This is a genomic window from Kitasatospora sp. NPDC088134 (genome assembly GCF_044741705.1).
Classification (GTDB): domain Bacteria; phylum Actinomycetota; class Actinomycetes; order Streptomycetales; family Streptomycetaceae; genus Kitasatospora.
The window spans coordinates 52,356-70,728 of the sequence record NZ_JBIUTD010000010.1 but is presented as its reverse complement, the minus strand read 5'-3'; the positions used below and the strand labels follow the sequence as shown (position 1 = coordinate 70,728).

General features: G+C 74.5%; 12 protein-coding genes. 7 read left to right on the top strand and 5 right to left on the bottom strand.

What is annotated here, in order from left to right:
• Positions 1–262: 262 nt before the first annotated feature.
• The 3 genes from ACIOHG_RS17970 to ACIOHG_RS17960 all read left to right on the top strand — a co-directional run bounded on the left by ACIOHG_RS17970 (position 263) and on the right by ACIOHG_RS17960 (position 5,342).
• Complete coding sequence (locus ACIOHG_RS17970) at positions 263–853, top strand: histidine phosphatase family protein (RefSeq protein WP_400951337.1); 591 nt, start codon at positions 263–265, stop codon at positions 851–853.
• Between the two features lie 130 nt (positions 854–983).
• A complete protein-coding gene (locus ACIOHG_RS17965) occupies positions 984–2,288 on the top strand; it encodes a response regulator (RefSeq protein ID WP_400951334.1) in 1,305 nt (434 codons plus the stop codon).
• Positions 2,289–2,393: 105 nt separating this feature from the next.
• Positions 2,394–5,342, top strand: coding sequence for an ABC transporter substrate-binding protein (locus tag ACIOHG_RS17960; protein WP_400951331.1), 2,949 nt, complete (start codon positions 2,394–2,396; stop codon positions 5,340–5,342).
• A gap of 13 nt (positions 5,343–5,355) precedes the next feature.
• Here ACIOHG_RS17960 and ACIOHG_RS17955 read toward each other — a convergent pair whose 3' ends face one another.
• Positions 5,356–7,569 (bottom strand): carbohydrate-binding module family 20 domain-containing protein, encoded by a 2,214-nt coding sequence (locus ACIOHG_RS17955; protein ID WP_400951330.1) that lies wholly within the window; start codon positions 7,567–7,569, stop codon positions 5,356–5,358.
• 318 nt (positions 7,570–7,887) lie between these two features.
• Between ACIOHG_RS17955 and ACIOHG_RS17950 the strand changes: the two genes are divergently transcribed.
• Positions 7,888–10,257 (top strand): ABC transporter, encoded by a 2,370-nt coding sequence (locus ACIOHG_RS17950; protein ID WP_400951689.1) that lies wholly within the window; start codon positions 7,888–7,890, stop codon positions 10,255–10,257.
• A 128-nt stretch (positions 10,258–10,385) separates the two neighbouring features.
• Here ACIOHG_RS17950 and ACIOHG_RS17945 read toward each other — a convergent pair whose 3' ends face one another.
• From ACIOHG_RS17945 to ACIOHG_RS17930, 4 genes are all read right to left on the bottom strand, one after another.
• Positions 10,386–10,994: an HAD family hydrolase gene (locus tag ACIOHG_RS17945; protein ID WP_400951328.1), complete on the bottom strand. Its 609-nt coding sequence runs from the start codon at positions 10,992–10,994 to the stop codon at positions 10,386–10,388.
• A gap of 106 nt (positions 10,995–11,100) precedes the next feature.
• A complete protein-coding gene (locus ACIOHG_RS17940) occupies positions 11,101–11,874 on the bottom strand; it encodes a TIGR04222 domain-containing membrane protein (protein ID WP_400951325.1) in 774 nt (257 codons plus the stop codon).
• Positions 11,875–12,070: 196 nt separating this feature from the next.
• Positions 12,071–13,312 (bottom strand): RCC1 domain-containing protein, encoded by a 1,242-nt coding sequence (locus ACIOHG_RS17935; protein WP_400951322.1) that lies wholly within the window; start codon positions 13,310–13,312, stop codon positions 12,071–12,073.
• A gap of 113 nt (positions 13,313–13,425) precedes the next feature.
• Positions 13,426–14,673 (bottom strand): RCC1 domain-containing protein, encoded by a 1,248-nt coding sequence (locus ACIOHG_RS17930; RefSeq protein ID WP_400951319.1) that lies wholly within the window; start codon positions 14,671–14,673, stop codon positions 13,426–13,428.
• 425 nt (positions 14,674–15,098) lie between these two features.
• Between ACIOHG_RS17930 and ACIOHG_RS17925 the strand changes: the two genes are divergently transcribed.
• The 3 genes from ACIOHG_RS17925 to ACIOHG_RS17915 are packed head-to-tail and all read left to right on the top strand — an operon-like array spanning position 15,099 to position 18,327.
• A complete protein-coding gene (locus ACIOHG_RS17925; protein ID WP_400951317.1) occupies positions 15,099–15,998 on the top strand; it encodes a hypothetical protein in 900 nt (299 codons plus the stop codon).
• Positions 15,998–17,425, top strand: a complete 1,428-nt coding sequence (locus ACIOHG_RS17920) for a hypothetical protein (RefSeq protein WP_400951315.1) — start codon at positions 15,998–16,000, stop codon at positions 17,423–17,425. Before ACIOHG_RS17925 ends, ACIOHG_RS17920 begins: the two co-directional genes overlap by 1 nt.
• On the top strand, positions 17,422–18,327 hold the full coding sequence (locus tag ACIOHG_RS17915) for a hypothetical protein (RefSeq protein ID WP_400951313.1): 906 nt from the start codon (positions 17,422–17,424) through the stop codon (positions 18,325–18,327). The genes ACIOHG_RS17920 and ACIOHG_RS17915 overlap by 4 nt, the downstream gene beginning before the upstream one ends.
• The last annotated feature ends 46 nt before the right edge of the window (positions 18,328–18,373 follow it).

The following is an 18,373-nucleotide window of genomic DNA, read 5'->3' as shown; positions in this document are numbered from 1 at the left end:
TGCGGGAACTCGCGTCCCGATCGCGTGGAGCGTGAACGACGGAGGTGGGTCTGACTTCCCGTCGGCCGCCGGGGCGGCTTCCGGGTTCACAGTGGCGCGACCGTACCGGGCTCTCACCGGACTTCCACGCACCGTCGTCGATATGGGGTTGTACCGCCGAGAAGGTACCGTTCCGGGCGGGCCCGCCAAGGGGCGCGGCACATCACGCCACCAAGACGTGGACGAATGATCCTTTGAGGGAGGGCCCGTGACGGTCCGGGTGATGTTGGTCGCACCGGCGCTCGGCGCGTCGGCGCGCGAGGCCCGGTTCGGCGACGGCCTGCCGCCGACGGCTGCCGAACTGGCCCCGGCCCGGGCCCTGGCCGCACCCCGGGCCGACCGGGTGCTGACGGCCCCGTCCGCGCGCTGCCGACTCACCGCCGAGGCGCTGGGCCTGTCGCCGCAGGTCGATCCGGCCCTCGCCGACCTGGACGCGGGCGCCTGGCGGGGGCGCCCGCTGGCCGAACTCGCCGCCACCGAGCCGGAGTCGATCGGCGCCTGGCTGTCCGACCCCGCCTTCGCCCCGCCCGGCGGCGAGTGCGTCACCGCGCTGCTGGCCCGGGTCGGCGCCTGGCTGGACGCCCTCCCGGCCGACTCGGGCCGCCTGCTCGCCGTCGCCGAACCGGCCGTCGTCCGCGCCGCCGCCGTGCACGCCCTGACCCTGCCACCCGCCGCGTTCTGGCGCCTGGACGTCGCCCCGCTGACGGTGACCTCGCTGAGCGGCCGCTCCGGGCGGTGGAACCTGCGCTGCGGCGCACCGCTGACCGCGCTGCGGTCGGACGCAACTCCAGCCACTTCCAGCACATTTGACTGATCGTCAATCGACCTCCCGTTGCCGTATTGTCGCCGGTCTCGCCCCGGAGGCGTTGCGGCCCGCGCAACGCGCCGGGGGTAGGGCAGGCTGCTGCTTTCGGAACGGTCGGGTGGAACGGGTGGAGGTACCGGTGACGGCATTCGCCGCGCAGGACGGGCAGGACGCGCACGGCGGGCAGGACGGGCAGGACGCGCACGGCGGGCGGGACGGGCAGGGTGCGCAGGACGCGCAGGAGCGACGGGACACCCCGGACCCGCAGGGGCCGCACGGCGGACGGGACGGCGGCGGGCTCCAGCCGCTGGACGCCGAACTCAACCGGGAGTGCCGGGAGTTCGCCGAATCGCTGCGTCGGCTCTTCCTCGCCCTCGGGGTGTCGGTGCGCCGGTACGCCAGCCGCAGCTACCTCAACCCGGGGACGCTCTCCCGCTACCTGGCGGGCAGCCGGATCGCGCCCTGGGAGTTCGTCGAGGAACTGCTGCGCAACCTCGCCGACGACCGCAACGTCCGGCTCGACGAGGCGGCCCGCGCGCGCCTCCAGCAGCAGCACCGGGCCGCGCTGCGCACCAGCGCCTCGATCGGCCGGGCCGTCCAGCAGTTGGAGGGCCAACTGCACGCCGCCGACCGGGAGGCCCGGCAGGCCGGGGCGCGCGAGGAGCAGCTCGACCACGCACTGGACGACACCCGGCAGTCGATCGCCGACCTGGAGGCCCGGCTCGACCGCCTGGAGGCCGACCGGGACGCGGGAACGCCCGCCGACACCTCCCTCGCCGCCACCGATCCGGCCACCATCTCCCCCGCCGCCACCGGCCAGGGCGGCACCGCCACCGGCTCCGCCCTGCTCGCCGAACGCGACGCGCTGGCCCTCGAAGTGACGCGCCTCGCCGAGGAGTTGGCGCGGGCCCGGGAGCACGCCGCGCTCGCCGAGGCGCGCTGCGCGGTGCTGGAGCGCCAGCTCACCCTGGTCGAGCAGCAGCAGGGCGCGGACACCGCCGGGCTGCCCGCCCCGCGCGTCCGCCACCCGGAGCCGGGGCCGCCGCCGAAGGTGCTGCTGGTGGACGACCGGCCGGAGAACCTGCTGGTGCTGGAGGCCGTCCTCGGCCCGAACGGGCACGAACTGGTCTCCGCCGCCTCCGGCCCGGACGCGCTGCGCGCCCTGCTCGACCCCGACGACTACGCCGTCATCCTGCTCGACGTGCAGATGCCCGGCATGGACGGCTACGAGACCGCCGCCCACATCAAGCGGCGGGCCCGCACCCGGGACATCCCGATCATCTTCGTCACCGCGATCGGCGGCGACCCCGACCACTCGATGCGCGGCTACGCCGCCGGGGCCGTCGACTTCATCCCCAAGCCGGTCGACCCGTGGGCACTGCGCGCCAAGGTCGCGGTCTTCGTCGAGCTGCACCGCGAGCGCCGCCGCACCCACCGGCGCTGAGCCCCGGACCGACCGTCACCGCCTCGCCCGCCGCCCCCTCGACTGCCGGTCACGATGTGATCATGACGGCCCGTCAGCTCGTCGGGTCCCGATATCGTGGGTGCCGTGACGGTCGAGGACGGCAGGCTCATCGGGGGACGGTACCGGCTGATCGAGCCGGTCGGGCGGGGCGGGATGGGCCGCGTGTGGCGGGGGCGGGACGAGACCCTGCACCGCGAGGTGGCCGTGAAGGAGATCCTGTTCCCGGTCGGGCTGGACGAACAGCAGCGGGAGCTGCTGCTCCAGCGGGTGCTGCGGGAGGCGCGGGTCGCGGCCGGCCTCAACCACCCGGGGATCATCACGGTGTTCGACGTGGTCGAGCACGAGGGCGCCCCAGTGATCGTGATGGAGTTCGTGGTCGGCGCCTCGCTGGCCGCGACCGTCCGCGAGGAGGGGCGGCTGCCCGCCGCCCGGGTCGCCGCGATCGGCCTGGCCGTGCTGGACGCGCTGGCGGCCGCGCACGCGGCGGGCGTGGTGCACCGGGACCTGAAGCCCGACAACATCCTGCTCAGCGGCAACCGGGTGGTGCTGACCGACTTCGGCATCGCCAGCATCGCGGACGCCACCGTCGCGCTGACCAGCTCCGGCACCCTGCTCGGCACGCCCGCCTACATGGCCCCGGAGCAGCTCGACGGCAAGCCCGCCGCGCCCGCCGGTGACCTGTGGTCACTCGGCGCCACCCTGTACACCGCCGTCGAGGGCGAGGCCCCGTTCGCGGCCGGCACGCTGACCGCCCTGTACGTGGCGATCCTGACCCAGCCGCCGCGCGCCGCCCGGCACGCGGGCGCGCTCGGCCCGGCCCTGCTCGGCCTGCTGGTCAAGGACCCGGTGCTGCGCCTGACGGCCGATCAGACCGCCCGGACGCTGACCGCCGCCCTGGCGTCCCCGGCCCCCGTGCCGGCGCCGCCGCCCGTCCCGGAGCCGCCGCACCACCCGACCGTCCGCGACGCCGCCCCCGTCCCGGCCCCGGGCCCCGTCGTCCGCCACACCCCCTGGTCCACGCCCGGCGCCCCGCCCGGACCGGCCCCGACACCTGTTCCGGATCCGACCCCGACCCCGACCCCGACCCCGGCTCCCGTTCCCGCGCCCCGGGACGCGAACCCGTTCGCGCCGCGCGACCTCCCGCCCGCTTCCCCACTCACCTCCTCACCCGTTTCCCCGCCCGCTTCCCCGCCCGCCCGGCCGCCGCTCTCCGCCGCCGGGGCGACGAAGCGGCGGCGCCCGCTGCTGCTCGGGGCGCTCGGCGTGCTGGCCGTGGTGGTGCCGACCTCGATCGTGATCGCCACCCTGCCGGACCACACCGACCCGGGCGGCGGCAGCGGTGGTGGCAGCGCCGCTCCGGCGAGCACGAAGGCGGCCGCCACCCGGGCGTACAACGCCGCGATCGGCCAGGTGCTGGCCCCGTCCGACCGGCAGGGCGGCACGCTCAACCTCGGCAGCACGCTGGACCTGGACTCGCTCGACCCGGCGAACAGCTACTACGGATCGACCTGGAACTTCCAACGCCTGTACGCCCGAACGCTGTTCACGTACGCGGGGAAGCCGGGACAGGCCGGGGCCGAGGTGGTGCCGGACCTGGCCGCCGGGCCGCCGGAGATCTCGGCGGACGGCCGGACGTACACCGTGCGGCTGCGGCCGGGGCTGAAGTTCGAGGACGGCACGGCGATCACCTCGAAGGACGTCAAGTACGCGATCGAGCGGCCCTTCGACGCCGACACCTTCACCGGCGGCCCGACCGCGCTGGTCGAGGCGCTCGACCAGGGCCAGAACTACCGTGGCCCGTACAGCGATTCGGCCCCGGACAAGCTGGGGCTGAAGTCGGTGCGGACGCCGGACGACCTGACCCTGGTGTTCACGCTGGCCGCGGCGAACGTGGACTTCCGCTACCTGCTGACGCTGGGCAGCACCTCGCCCGTCCCGCAGCAGGCCGACACCAAGGCCGACTACGCGAAGAAACCGCTGGCCTCGGGGCCGTACCGGTTCCGCACCGTCCAGCCGGGCACCGCCTACGAGTTGGAGCGCAACCCGGCCTGGGACCGGGCCACCGACCCGCTGCGCAGGGCGTTGCCGGACCGGGTCAAGCTGTCCGTGGTCAGCACGGCGGACGCCCTGGATGCCCAACTGCTCTCCGGCCAGCTGGACCTGGACCTGGGCCAGAACGGCCTGCAGCCCGCCACCCGGGCGAAGGTGCTGGCCGACGACGCGCTGAAGGCCAACACCGACGACCCGTTCTCGGGCGCGCTGCGCTACATCGCGCTGGTCCCGGCGGTCGCGCCGTTCGACAACCAGCACTGCCGCAACGCCGTGCTGTACGCGGCCGACACCGGGGCGATGCGGACGGCGCGCGGCGGGCCGGAGACCGGCGACCCGGCCGGCTCGATGCTGCCGCCGACCGTCACCGGCTGGGACGACTACGACCCGTTCGGGCTCCGGGCCGGCCAGCCCGACCAGGCGAAGGCCAAGGCCGAACTCGCGGCCTGCGGCAAGCCGGACGGGTTCTCGGCCACGCTGGCCGTGCGGGCCGACAACAGCAGGGACGCGGCGGCCGCGACGGCGCTGAAGGACTCGCTGCGGGCGGTCGGGATCTCCGTCACGGTCACGACCTTCAAAACCGCCCAGTACTCCGCCACCGCGGGCGCGCCCGAGCAGGTCAAGGCGGAGAGCTACGGGCTGGTCCTGAACGGCTGGCTCGCCGACTACCCGTCCGGCGCGGCCTTCCTCCAGGAACTCTCCGACGGCCGCCGGATCAGGAGCACCGGCAACTACAACCTGCCCGGGATCAACGACCCGGAGATCAACGGCTGGTTCGACCAGGCCGCCCTGCAGACCGACCCGGCGAAGGCCGCCGAGCTGTACCGGAAGGCGAACCACAAGGTCACCGACGGCGCCTACTACCTGCCGTTCTCGGCCGGCCGGAGCCTGAACTGGCGCAGCCCCCGGCTGACCAACGTCTACGTCACCGACGCCTACGGCGGCGTGGACCTCCAGGCCCTCGGCCTCTCCGACGGCAGGTGACGCACCCCTGGCGCTACTTCCAGGTGTCGCTGAGCGTCATGCCGCCGGACGCCCCGGTACTGCCGGTGCGGTTCGCGCCGCTCTCCCAAGTGACGTTCCCGGCGGCGTCCTTGACGATGTACTTGTACTCGAAGGCGGTGTTCGCGGGCAGGTTCAGCGCCAGCTTCCAGACCGGGTAGGAAGCGCTGGACAGCGGCAGTGCCGCACCGGCGTTCCAGCTGCCGAGCTGGGCGATCGAGCCGACCAGGTACACGTTCTGGCCGTAGACGGTGGTCTTCGTCTCGGCGAAGTTCACCGTCACCTGACCGCCGACGCTTCCCCAACTGTCGTTCAGCGTACCGCCGTTGGCTCCCGTGTTGGCGGTGTGGTTGGCGCCGCTCTCCCAGGTGACGTTCCCGGCGGCGTCCTTGACGATGTACTTGTACTCGAAGGCGGTGTTCGCGGGCAGTTGGACGCTGCCGCTCCACACCGGGTAGCCGGCCGGGGAGAGCGGGACGGCCGCGGCCGGGGCCCAGTCGCCGAGTTGGGGGATCGAGCCGACCAGGTAGACGTTCTGCCCGGTCACGGTGGTCTTCGTCTCGTTGAACAGCTCGGTCACGGTACCGCTGGACGGCGAGGCCGACGGGCTCGGCGAGACCGAGGTGCTGGGCGAGGCCGACGGGCTGGGCGAGGCCGAGGTGCTGGGCGAGGCGCTCGGCGACGGGCTGGGGCTGGGGCCGGCGGTGCCGGTGGTCGCGGCGTACAGCGCGACGGCGTCGCCGGGGTTGACGGTGACGGTGGCCCGGCCGGAGCCGTCGACCGCGACGGTGGGGCCGGTGCAGGCGGTGCCGCTGAGGTCGCCGTGGATGACGTCGCAGTAGGTGCCGGCGGCCAGGCCGGTGCCGAAGGACCGGGTGACGGCGGAGCCGCTGTTGTTGACGGCGACCCAGCCCTTGCTGCCGCGGCTGAACGCGATCGCGTTGTTGCCGTTGTCCCACCAGTTGGCGACGGTCTCGCCGCGGGTGGCGTTGTGCCAGCCGACCATGTTGGCGATGCCCCGGTCGCGGTCGGTGCAGGTCCAGGTGTTGTTGGCGCAGTTGACGTCGGTGACGAAGCCGTTGCCGTCGGCGGGCGGCGAGTCCGCCTTGTTGTTGAACCGGAAGCCCGCGTACACCTGCGGGGTGCCGTAGCCCCAGGCGAGTTCGAAGATGTGCGCCAGCTCGTACTTGGCGCCGTCGTTGTACGTCAGGGTGGTCCTGTCGCGTTCCAGGTCGTGGTTGGTCACCATGACCGCGGACTTGTCGCTCGGCTCGAAGCCCCAACTCTGCCCGAACGTCCTCAGGTTGGCGATGTTGCCGTTGAACTGCTCGCCGAGCTTGGCGGCGTAGGTGAACTCCAGCACGCTGCCGTTGCCCTCGAAGGCGGCGGGCGCGAGCTGGCCGCTGCCGCCCGGGATGACCTCCTGGTAGACGTACGGGCGGCCGCCCCACTTGGTGTCGTTCAGCCGGGAGACGATGTTGCCCATGTCGGCCTGGGCGACGTGCTTGGCCGCGTCCACCCGGAAGCCGTCGACGCCCGCGCCGAGCAGCGTGTTCAGGTAGCCGGCGATCTTGCCGCGGACGGAGTCGCTCCCGGTGTCGAGGTCCTCCAGGTTGAGCAGCTGGCACGACTGGACCTGGGTGGCGTTGTTCCAGTCGGTGATGCCGAGGTCGGCGTTGGGGCACGGCGGGGAGCCGTGGAAGTCCGACTTGGCGTAGGGCACCGCCGCGTAGCTGTATGCCGCCGGGCTGAAGGCCGAGCCGCCGTACCCGGTGGTGGCGCTCTGGTTGCTGCCGGCCATGTGGTTGATCACGGCGTCGGCGTACACCTTCACGCCCGCTTCGTGACAGGCCGTCACCATGGCGCGGAACTGGGCGTCCGTGCCCATCCGGCTGTTCAGGGCGTACGAGACGGGCTGGTAGACCTCCCACCAGGGGTGGCCCGGCACCGAGATCGACTCCTGCGGCGGGGCGACCTGCACCGCCCCGTAGCCCTTCGGCCCGAGCACGTTCGTGCACTCGGCGGCGACCGAGTTCCAGTTCCACTGGAACAGGTTGGCGATCACGTCGCCCCCGTTGGGGGCGGCGGCGGCCTGTGCGGTGCCCTGCGCGCCCAGCGGCAGCAGCACGCCGAGCAGCAGCGCCCCGGCCGCCGCGGCGGCGGCGGGCGCGGCTCTCCGGCCGGTGCGGTCTCTCCGGACAGTGGTCATCGTCGGATCTCCCAAGGTGGTGGGGGACTTGAGGAACGGGAAGACCATCCACCCCGATCCGACGCCCCGTCAAGACATGAGTGAAAGAAATTTCACCTCCTTGCATTGGCTTTCACACCTGCCGGACACACTTGCCGGTTAACCATCCCCCGCAAATCTGCCCATATCTCTCCCTGAAGCACCCGGCTCCTCGCCCATCGACGGCAATTGATTGCAGAAAGTTTCAGACTCGTGCCGCTCCGAGCTGACGGCCCGCCGACGGGTTAACGTGGCGCGGTGAACTCCACCGGCAACGGCTCCGACTCCCTCGACGACGGCATGGTGCGGGTGCGCGGCGCCCGCGTGCACAACCTGCGGGACGTGACGGTCGCGGTGCCGCGCGGCGCGGTGGTGGCGTTCACCGGCGTCTCCGGCTCGGGGAAGTCCTCGCTCGCCTTCGGCACCCTGTTCGCCCAGGCCCAGCACCGCTACCTGGAGTCGGTCTCCCCGTACGCGCGGCGGCTGCTGCGGCAGGTCGAGGCGCCGAAGGTGGACGCGGTCACCGGCATGCCGCCCGCGGTGGCCCTGGAGCAGCGCCGCTCGGTGCCGTCCTCGCGCTCCACCGTCGGGACCGTCAGCACCATGTCCAACCTGCTGCGGATGCTGCTCTCGCGCTGCGGCGACTACCCGCCGGGCGCGGCCCGGCTGGACTCCGACGCCTTCTCCCCGAACACGCCGGCCGGCGCCTGCCCGGAGTGCCACGGGCAGGGCGTGCTGCACCGGGTGACGGAGCGTTCGCTCGTCCCGGACGACAGCCGCTCGATCCGGCAGGGCGCGGTGGCGTCCTGGCCGGGCGCCTGGCAGGGCAAGAACCTGCGGGACCTGCTCGGCGCGCTCGGGTACGACCTGGACCGGCCCTGGCGCGAACTGCCCGCCGCCGACCGGGAGTGGATCCTGTTCACCGACGAGCAGCCGGTGGTGACGGTCCATCCGGAACGCGAGCCCGGCCGGGTCCAGCGGCCCTACAAGGGCAAGTACAGCAGTGCCCGCCGCCTGGTGCTGAAAGCGTTTTCCGAGTCCCGCAGCGAGAGCGCCCGGGCGAAGGCCGCCGCCTTCCTCGCCCAGTCCCCGTGCCCGCTCTGCGGCGGCCACCGGCTGCGCCCGGAGGCCCTGGCCGTCACCTTCGCCGGCCTCGACATCACCGGCCTCGCTGCGCTCCCGGCGTCCGAACTCGCCGAGCGGCTGCGCCCGTTCACCGCCCAGGACGGCCCGGCCGGCCTGCTCACCGCCGACCTGGCGGAGCGGCTGGCCGCCCTGGAACGCCTCGGCCTCGGCTACCTCTCACTCGACCGCCCGGCCCCCACCCTCTCCACCGGGGAACTCCAACGCCTGCGCCTGGCCACCCAGTTGCGCTCCGGGCTGTTCGGCGTGGTGTACGTCCTGGACGAGCCCTCGGCGGGCCTGCACCCGGCCGACACCGAGGCGCTGCGGCACGTCCTGACACAGCTGCGGGCGGCCGGGAACTCGGTGTTCGTGGTCGAGCACGACATGGCGGTGGTGCGCGGCGCGGACTGGCTGGTCGATGTCGGCCCGGCCGCGGGCACCGGCGGCGGCCGGGTGCTGTACAGCGGGCCGGTCGACGGGCTGCGCGAGGTCCCGGACTCCGCCACCCGCCGCCACCTCTTCGACCCGCCGCCCCCGCCCGCCCCGCGCGGCCGCACCCCCTCGGGCGTGCTGCGCCTGCGCGGCGTCACCCGGCACAACCTGCGCGGCGTGGACGTGGACGTGCCGCTGGGTGTCCTGACCGCCGTGACGGGGGTGTCCGGCGCGGGCAAGAGCACCCTGCTGGGCGCGGCGGGCGCAGCGGCCGCCTCGGGCGGGGCGGGGGTGGCCGAGGACGCGGTGGTGGGCCGGGTGGTGACCTTCGACCAGACGCCGCTGGGCCGCACCCCGCGCTCCAACCTGGCCACCTACACGGGGCTGCTCGACACCGTCCGCAAGCTGTTCGCCGCCACCGAGGAGGCCCGTTCGCGCGGCTACGGCCCCGGGCGGTTCTCGTTCAACGTCGCGGCCGGGCGCTGCCCGACCTGCGAGGGCGCGGGCGCGATCGAGGTCGAGCTGCTGTTCCTGCCCACCGCCTGGAGCCCCTGCCCGGCCTGCGCGGGCAGCCGCTACAACCCGCAGACCCTGGAGATCACCTACCGCGGCTCGACCGTGGCCGACGTGCTGGCCCGCACCGTGGACGAGGCCGCCGACTTCCTCGCCGACGTCCCGGCCGCGGCCCGGGTCCTGACCACCCTCCAGCAGGTCGGCCTCGGCTACCTGCGGCTCGGCCAGCCCGCCCCCGAACTCTCCGGCGGCGAGGCCCAGCGGGTGAAGCTCGCCGCCGAACTCCAGCACGCGCAGCGCCGCCGCACCCTCTACCTCCTCGACGAGCCCACCACCGGCCTGCACCCCGCCGACAGCGCCGTCCTCACCGCCCAACTGCACCGCCTGGTCGACGCGGGCGCCACCGTCCTGGTCGCCGAGCACGACCTCGACCTGATCGCCGGCGCCGACCAGGTCATCGACCTCGGCCCGTCCGGCGGCGCCGGCGGCGGCCGCGTCCTCGCCACCGGCACCCCCACCGAGATCGCCGCCACCCCCGCCTCCCCGACCGCCCCGTACCTCGCCGCCCGCCTGGGCCTGCCCCACCCCGCCCCGCACTGATCGATTCCTCCGCCGCGGGTGGAAGCTCACGGGCCGTCAGGACATCGAGCCGGTAGTGGGGCCGCACAGGTCCGCCGGGGTGGTGGCCGTAGCGGTCGAAGTACTGGCCGACGCCTGCGCCGGCCGCTTCACGCGCGGCCGATCCGGCCCGTCCGGACGTCCAGGGCGGCCATGCCCGCGCGTTGGGCGGCGAGGAGGCCCCGGTCGGTGTCCTCCAGGGCCAGGCAGCGGGTCGGGGCGACGCCGAGGCGTTCGGCGGCAAGGAGGAAAAGGTCGGGGGCGGGTTTGCCCCAGTCGACGTCGTCGCGGGTGACCACGGTGGTGAACAGGGCGTCCAGGCCGAGGTGGTGGAGGGTTGCCTCGACCGTGCGGCGGGTGCCGCCGGAGGCGACGGCGAGGGGGAGGTGGCCGAAGAGAGTGCGGGCCAGGGCGGTCACCGGGGTGATCTCCCGGACGGCGGGGAGGTGTTCGGTGTAGCGCTCGCCGCACTCGGCCACCAGGCGGGCGATCAACTCCGGTCCCGGTTCGAGGGGGTGGAGCGCGGCGCGCAGCGTCTCGGCGGTGGAGGCCCCGGCGTACCGCGCGTACCAGGGGCGGCCGATGAGCACGCCCAGCGGTTCCAGGGTGGCCGCGAGCGCGAGGTAGTGCGCGGGGCGGGTGTCGGCGAGCATGCCGTCGCAGTCGAACAGGACCGCCCCGTACCGGGTGAACGCCGCCGGGTCGTCGAGACTCACCATGCCTGCCCCCAGAGGTAGTTCGTGGCAGTCCCTTTCTATGGAGTCACCGGTCGCCCGTCAAGCCGCTTCCCGGCCGTCCGACGCACCGTCAACTCTCTTGCGGGGATCAGAAGTCACCGGAGAAGGTGCCCGCCGTGCCGGCGCCCTCGTAGGGGCCGCCGCCGGTGCGGGCGACGGTCTCCCGGGCGGTGCGGCCGCCGAGCAGGCCGGTGCGGGCGGCGAACTCCGGTTGCAGCAGGCGCAGGGCGCGGCGTCCGTGCAGGGCGACCAGCAGGCCGGTCTCCTCGGGGGCCGCGTCGGCGGCGGTGGCGGGCAGGGGGTGGCGGCGGCGCAACCGGCGCAGCAGGCGGTGTCCGGCCAGGGTCCGCGCGGGGGCGGCCAGGACGGCGAGGGCGAGGACGGCCGGCGGCAGGCCCGTCCCGAGGTCTCCCCGTACCGCGACGGCCCCGGCCGTGCCGGCGGCGGCGAGGGCGAGCAGCCCGGCGAGGGCCAGTCGGGCCCGGCCGCAGCGCAGGCCGCGACCGGCCAGGTCGGTGCGGAGTTCGTCACCGGCCCGCCGCACGGCCGGGGTGACGGCGACGTCGGCCGGCGACAGGGTCCGGCCGAGGGACGCCCGCACCGCCCGGTGCACCGCACTCTCGTTCCGGCCGGGTCCGCTGTGCTTCAGGCGGCGCAGGCGGCCGTCCCGACCGGCGTCGAGCACGCCCGCGACCCGCAGTTCCACCACGGCGACGCCCAGCGCGGCCTTCGGACCGCCCCGCACGCCGGCGACCTCGGCCGCCGTCAGCCCACCCGCCCGGCCCCGGACGGGCAGCCATCGGAGCAGCCCGGCCCCGATCAGTCCGACCACCGCGCACACCACGCCGATCGTTCCCACCATGCCCCCCGACATCGGCCGCCGAACCGTCTCCCGGCCCGTCCCCAGCAGGGTGGCACAGCGGAGGGCCGCCCGCCCAGACGCCGCCCGCCTCTTCCGAAGACCCACCGCCCTTGCCCGGCAACAGACTTCACTCCCGACGCGTCTGAGCGGCCCGCGCCGGCATGGCGCGGGCCGCTCGACGTCCTGGCGCGGGGCCTCAGTTGGCGAGGCTGAAGTCGCCGCCGACGGGCGCGGCGAGCTTGTCGACGCCGGTGAGGGCGGTGAGGGTGGTGACGGGGGTGGAGCTCTCGGTGGTGGTGCCGTTGCCGAGCTGGCCGGAGCCGTTGGCGCCCCAGGAGCGGACGGTGTTGTCGCCGAGTAGGACGACGGTGTGCTCGCGGCCGCCCGCGACCAGCTGGATGCCCTTGAGGCCGGGCACGGGGACGGGGGTGATCCGGTAGTCGGTGGTGCCGTCGCCGACCTGGCCGGAAGTGTTCTGGCCCCAGGCCTTCAGCTTGTTGTCGCTGTCGGTGACGGCGAGGCTGTGGTTGCAGCCGGCCGCGATCTGCGAGACGCCGCCGAGCCAGATGCCCTGGGTGTCGACGGGGGTGTAGCGGTTGAGGGTGCTGTTGTCGCCGAGTTGCCCGGTGGCGTTGTAGCCCCAGGCCTTGACGGCGTTGCCGCTGGTGGGCCGGGTGCCGCCGGTGGGCGGGCCGACCAGGGCGAGGTTGTGGTTGCACCCGGCCGCGATCCTGGTGACGCCGGTCAGGCCGCCGACCGGGGCGGGGACGTTGCGGCTGGCCGAAGTCCCGTCGCCGAGCTGGCCGTTGATGTTGTAGCCCCAGGCCCAGACGGTGCCGTCCTCGCGCAGCGCGAGGCTGTGGTTCAGGCCGGCGGCGATCGCGACGACCTTGTTGAGGCCCTCGACCCGGACCGGGACGCTGCTGTCGCTGTTGGTGCCGTTGCCGAGCTGACCGTAGTTGTTGCGACCCCAGGAGACCACGGTCTGGTCGTCGAGCAGGGCGAGGCTGTGCCAGCCGCCGGCCGCGATGTCGCGGGCGTTGGCGAGGTTGACGACCTGTCCGGGGGCGTTGTGGCTGAACACCGAGCCGTCGCCGAGCTGCCCGGAGCCGTTGGCGCCCCAGGACTGGACGGTGCGGTCGGTGAGCAGCGCCAGGCCGTGGCCGGTCGCGGAGCCGCCGCCACCGGCGGCGATCTTGACGACCTCGGCGCTGGTGAGGCCGAGCACGGTGGTGGCGGTGGTGCGGAAGTCGGTCCAGGTGCCGTCGCCGAGCTGTCCGGCGCGGTTGTTGCCCCAGGACTTCAGCCGCTTCTCCTGGGCGTGCGCCGTCCCGGCGGGAACGGCGGCCAGGCTCAGCGCGGTGAGGGCGGCCAGACCGGCCGAGAGGGCGGGGCGCAGCAGTCGGCGGCACCGGCCGCCGGCGGGGGTGGTCGTCATGAACAGCCTTTCCACATCAGCTGGTTGTCGATCGGTCGGCAGGGTCGGCAGGGTCGGCGGAGCAGACAGGGTCGGCGGAGTCGGCAGCACTCGTCGGTGCCGGTCAGCACTCGTCAGCGGGCGAGGCTGAAGTTGCCGTTCGAGGGCGCGGCGACCATGGAGACGCTGCCGGACTTGGCGAGCACCTGGACGGGCGCGTTGCGCTGGGTGGTGGTGCCGTCGCCGAGCTGGCCCTTGTCGTTGGCGCCCCAGGCCTGGACGGTGCCGTCGGCCAGGACGGCCAGGTTGTGGGCGGAGCCGGCGGCGACGGCCTCGATGCCGGCGGTGCCGGGAACGGGCACGCTGGTGTTGCGCTGGGTGGTGGTGCCGTCGCCGATCTGCCCCTTGTCGTTGGCGCCCCAGGCGCGCAGGGTGTGGTCCTGGAGCAGGGCGAGCGTGTGCTGGGCGCCGGCCGCGAGCGCGGTGACGTCGGCCAGTTCCTGGACCTGCACGGGGTAGGGCTTGTTGGCGGTGCTGTCGTCGCCGAGCTGGCCCTTGTCGTTGAGTCCCCAGGCGTAGACGTGGCCGTCGGCGAGCAGCGCGAGGGCGTGACCGACTCCGGCGGCGATGCCCTTGACGGTGGTGAGGCCGGGGATGCTCATCGCGGTGGTGCGGGTGGCGGGGATGGCGGCGGGGACGGGCGCGGTGGAGCTGGCGGGCGGCTGGGTGACGCCGAGCTGGCCCTTGTCGTTGTTGCCCCAGGTCTTGACGGTGCCATCCTTGAGCAGGGCCATGCTGAAGGTGTCTCCGGCGGCGATCGCCTTGACGTCCTGGAGTCCGGCGACGGTGACGGGCAGGTTGGTGTTGACGGTGGTGCCGTCGCCCAACTGGCCCTTGTCGTTGAGGCCCCAGGCCTTGACGGTGCCGTCCTTGAGCAGGGCCAGCGCGTGCGAGCCGCCCGCGGCGACCGCTTCGACGCCGCCCAGTCCGGCGACCAGGCCGGGGACCGCCCAGTCGTCGGTGGAGCCGTTGCCGAGCTGGCCCTTGTCGTTGCGGCCCCAGGCTTCGACGGTGCCGTTGCCGAGCAGGGCGAGCGCGAAGCCGGTGGCCGCGGCGCTCGCGCCGGTGCCGGTGGTGGTGCCGCCGGCGGCGATGCCGTTGAGCTCGGCCCCGGCCATGCCGACCACGGAGGCGGGGGTGAGCCGCTGGGTCTTGGCGGAGCCGTCGCCGAGCTGCCCGTTGACGTTGTTGCCCCAGGCGCGCAGCCGCAGGTCGTAGGCGGAGGCGTCACTGGTCGGCAGGGCGGTGGCGCACACCAGGGTCATCCCGGCCACCACGGCGGGCAGGGTGACGGCGGGCAGGCGGCGCAGCGTGCGGTGCATCGGTGGTTCCTCCGGTGAACGGGACGGGGCAGGACGGGGCAGGGCGGACAGAGCAGGGCAGGACGGACAGAGCAGGGCAGGGCGGGAGCCGGACGGCAGACAGCCGCTGACGGTGCGTCGGCAGGTGGGCGCAGGCGGGTCGGGACCGGCGGGCCGGCCGGGGACGGCGGCGCACGCACGGTCGGAGCGACGATCTGTTCGTCCCCATGCCTAACCCGGCGCCGCCCGGTTCGTGCGAACCCGAACCGCTTTCCATGCCAACGGACCAGCGCACGGCCGACGAACCCCTCGCACGCCCCCCGTTCGGTCCGCCCTCGGTTGCGGTGCGTAACCACCCCGTCAAGCATGACCGAGAGCCATGATCGCCGAGTCTGTCGACGGGGCGTCAAACCATCACTCCAGTAGCCGAGTTCGCGGAGGAACCGTTGCACCGGACCGCACGGGCCAGCACCCTGCTCATCACCCTCAGTAGCGCACTCGCGCTCGCCCTGCCAGCCCGGGCGGGGGCCGAGGACACCGAACCGGCGGTGGTGGTGAACGGCACCTTCGCCGCCCCGGCCGTGCCGGACGGCCGGCCCTGGGCCTACCTGGCGGTCGAGGGGTGGGACGGCCCGGGCCTCGCCTCTGCCGGGCGGGCCGCCCACCCGCGCGGGTACCAGGCCGCGTTCCTCGCCGCCCCGGACTCGGAGCGGCCGCTCGCCACCCGGCTGCGCGCCGTCCGGGCCGGGGCCACCGTCACCCTCAGCTGGGACGACAACCCCGACACCTGCGCGGGCCGGGGCGTCCCCCGGCGGACGTACACGGTATCGGTGGCGGGGAGCGCCAACCCGCCCGGCGCCTTCGCCACCAACGAGCCGAACGGGCGGGCGAACTGGTTCCTCGGCCGGACGTACTCCTTCACCGCCGCCGAGGACTCGCCGCGCGTCACCTTCTCCTTCGACGCCGCCAACCCGTCCCCGGGCTGCCAGCCGTTCATCAGCAACGTGACCGCCAAGCAGACCGCCCCGCCGCCCGGCGGCGCCGACCCCTGCGCGGGCGACGCCGCCGGCACCTCCGCCTGCACCTCCCTCGGCACGGCGCAGGACCAGATCGCCGCCTGCCCGGCCACCGGCCGCGACTGCCTGGCGGGCGTGGCCGGGGACGGCAAGCAGACCACCGACGGCATCGCCGGGCAGAGCGGCGCCGTCCAGGACTTCGCCGGCCTCCCGCGCGACCAGGACCCGGCCTCGGCCGCCGCCGGGCTCTGCCCGCTGTCGAGCGCGCTGACCGACGGCGTCCCGCCCGAGAACCTGGTGATCCCGCCGAGCCGGTGGGGGGCCTGCTGATGCGCCGTCACCCCTCCCCCACCGCCGCCGCGTCCACCGGGTCCGCCGCGTTCGTTGCCTCCGCCGTCCTGCTCTCCGCCGTCCTCGCGCCGGCCGCCCTCCCCGGACCGGCCGCGCACGCCGCCGACACCGTCGCCGCCACCGTCCCGAACGGGACCTTCGCCGAACCCGCCGCGCCCGAGTTCGGCACCCAGGCCGGGCACGCCGGGTGGTCGCCGGACGGCGGCGGCGTGGTGTTCGGCAAGGGCCTGGCCCAGCACCCGCAGGGCTACCAGGCCGCCTCGCTGAACTGGAACGGCGCGCCGCAGAGCCTGCGCACCCGGCTGTGGGGCGTGCGGCGCGGCTCCGCCGTCACGCTGACCTGGGACGACAGCCCGAGCACCTTCGGCGGCTGCCGACCGGAGCAGGTCAAGGACGGCCAGACGTACAACGTCTCGCTGATCGTCGACGGCCCGGCCCCCGACCCGCGGGTCACCACCGGCGGCAGCGACACCGTCGGCGCCGCCAACTGGTCGACGGGGCGGGCGTTCTCGTTCACCGCGACCGAGGACAACCCGATGGTGTCCTTCGACTCGGCCGAGCCCGCCGGGGCGATGTCCTGCGGTCCGCTGATCACCAACGTCCGGGCCGCCCAGACGCCCGCGCCCGTCGACCAGCAGGTCCGCAAGGAGCAGCTGCCGCCCCCGAAGGCGTACCGGGGCACCGGGCCGCTGGAGCCGGGCGTGGCGGTGGACGACTGCGAGGGCTCGCCGACGGCCTGCGCCTTCACCGTGGACCGGCGCTACTCGTACCAGTACTACGGGCAGACCCGGATCGTCGGCGAGGTGTACCTGAACTGCACCCGCAACCCGATCACCGACGACCGGCGGCTGGAGGTCACCGAGCCGCCCTACGACAGCCTGACGCAGTACTACGCGCTCAAGGGCGCGCCGCTGCTGCCCAGCCGCTCCGAACTGGCCAGGAGCCGCCCCCACGTGGCGGGCCAGGTCGAGGCCGGGTTCGCCGCGGCGGGCGGGAACCCGGCGGCGGTGTCCACCAGCAACCCGCTGACCTGGTCGCGGACCACCGCCAAGGCGCTGAACCCGGTGATCCAACCGGGCGAGGTGAGCTGGATCGAGGTGCAGCCGGCCCGCGAACGGGTGGCCGGGTCGTTCACCAACTCCCGCAACGACTACCGGCTGGACGCGACCTTCGACGTCCCCGCGACCTCGCTGCCCGACCGGTACTACCAGCGCACCGGCCCGCTCACCGAGACCGAGCTCCAGCGCTGCGGCGCGGCCCGCCCGACCGCCGGGACGCCCGACAACACGGCCGGCCCCGACAAGCGTGCCACCGACGCCACCGACAGCGGTGGTCGGGGGCTGACCGTGCTGGACGCCCCGCCGCCGGGCCTCACCGCCCGCACCGTTCCGCTGGAGGCCCGGTGACGAACCGTCCGCACACCGTCCTCCCCCTCCTTCTCCTCGGTCTCGTCCTCGCGCTGGTCCTCGCCCCGGCGGCGGGCGCGGCCGACACCGATCCCGCCGTGGTGGTGAACGGCACCCTGTCCGCCCCGGCCGTGCCCGCCGGGCAGGACTGGGGCGGCCGGGCCGACGACTGGGGCGGGGCGACCCTCCTGGTGTCGGCCGACCGCGCCGGGCACCCGCAGGGCTACCAGGCCGTGGCGCTCGCCGCCCCGGCCGCCGCGCCGATCACCACCCGGGTGCGCGGGGTGCGGGCCGGGGCCACCGTCACCGTCGAGTGGGACGACAACCCGGACAGCTGCGTCAGCTCCGGGGGCGGCCGCCCCTACACGGTGTCGGCCTCCGGGAGCGGCAACAGCACGGGCAGCTACACCACCAACGTGGCGAGCGGCAAGGCCAGTTGGGCGCTCGGTCGGTCCTACTCCTTCACCGCCGCCGAGGACGCCCCGACGGTGACCTTCAGCTACGGCACCCCCGCGGTCAACCCGTCCTGCCGACCGATGATCACCAATATCCGGGCCGCCCAGACCCCGCCGCCCGCCCCGGCCACGCCCCCGAAGGCCGACCCGTGCGCGGGCCCGGACGGGGGCGGCCCGGCCTGCGCCACCACCTCCGCCAACCAGCAGGCGATCGACAACTGCCCCGCCACCAGCCGGGACTGCCTGGCGGGCGTGGCCGGGCAGGGCACGCAGGAGAACGCCGGGATCTCCCAACAGACCCAGACGCTCGACGCGTTCACCCACACCCCGCGCGACCAGGACCCGAACGCGGCCCTCGCCGGACTGTGCGCGGTCTCCGGCGCCCACACCGGCAACCTGGAGCCCGGCGACACCGTCCTCGCCCCCGGCACCTGGTGGTACTGCTGAACCGGGGAACGACGACGGGGCCCCGGGACCAGGCGTCCCGGGGCCC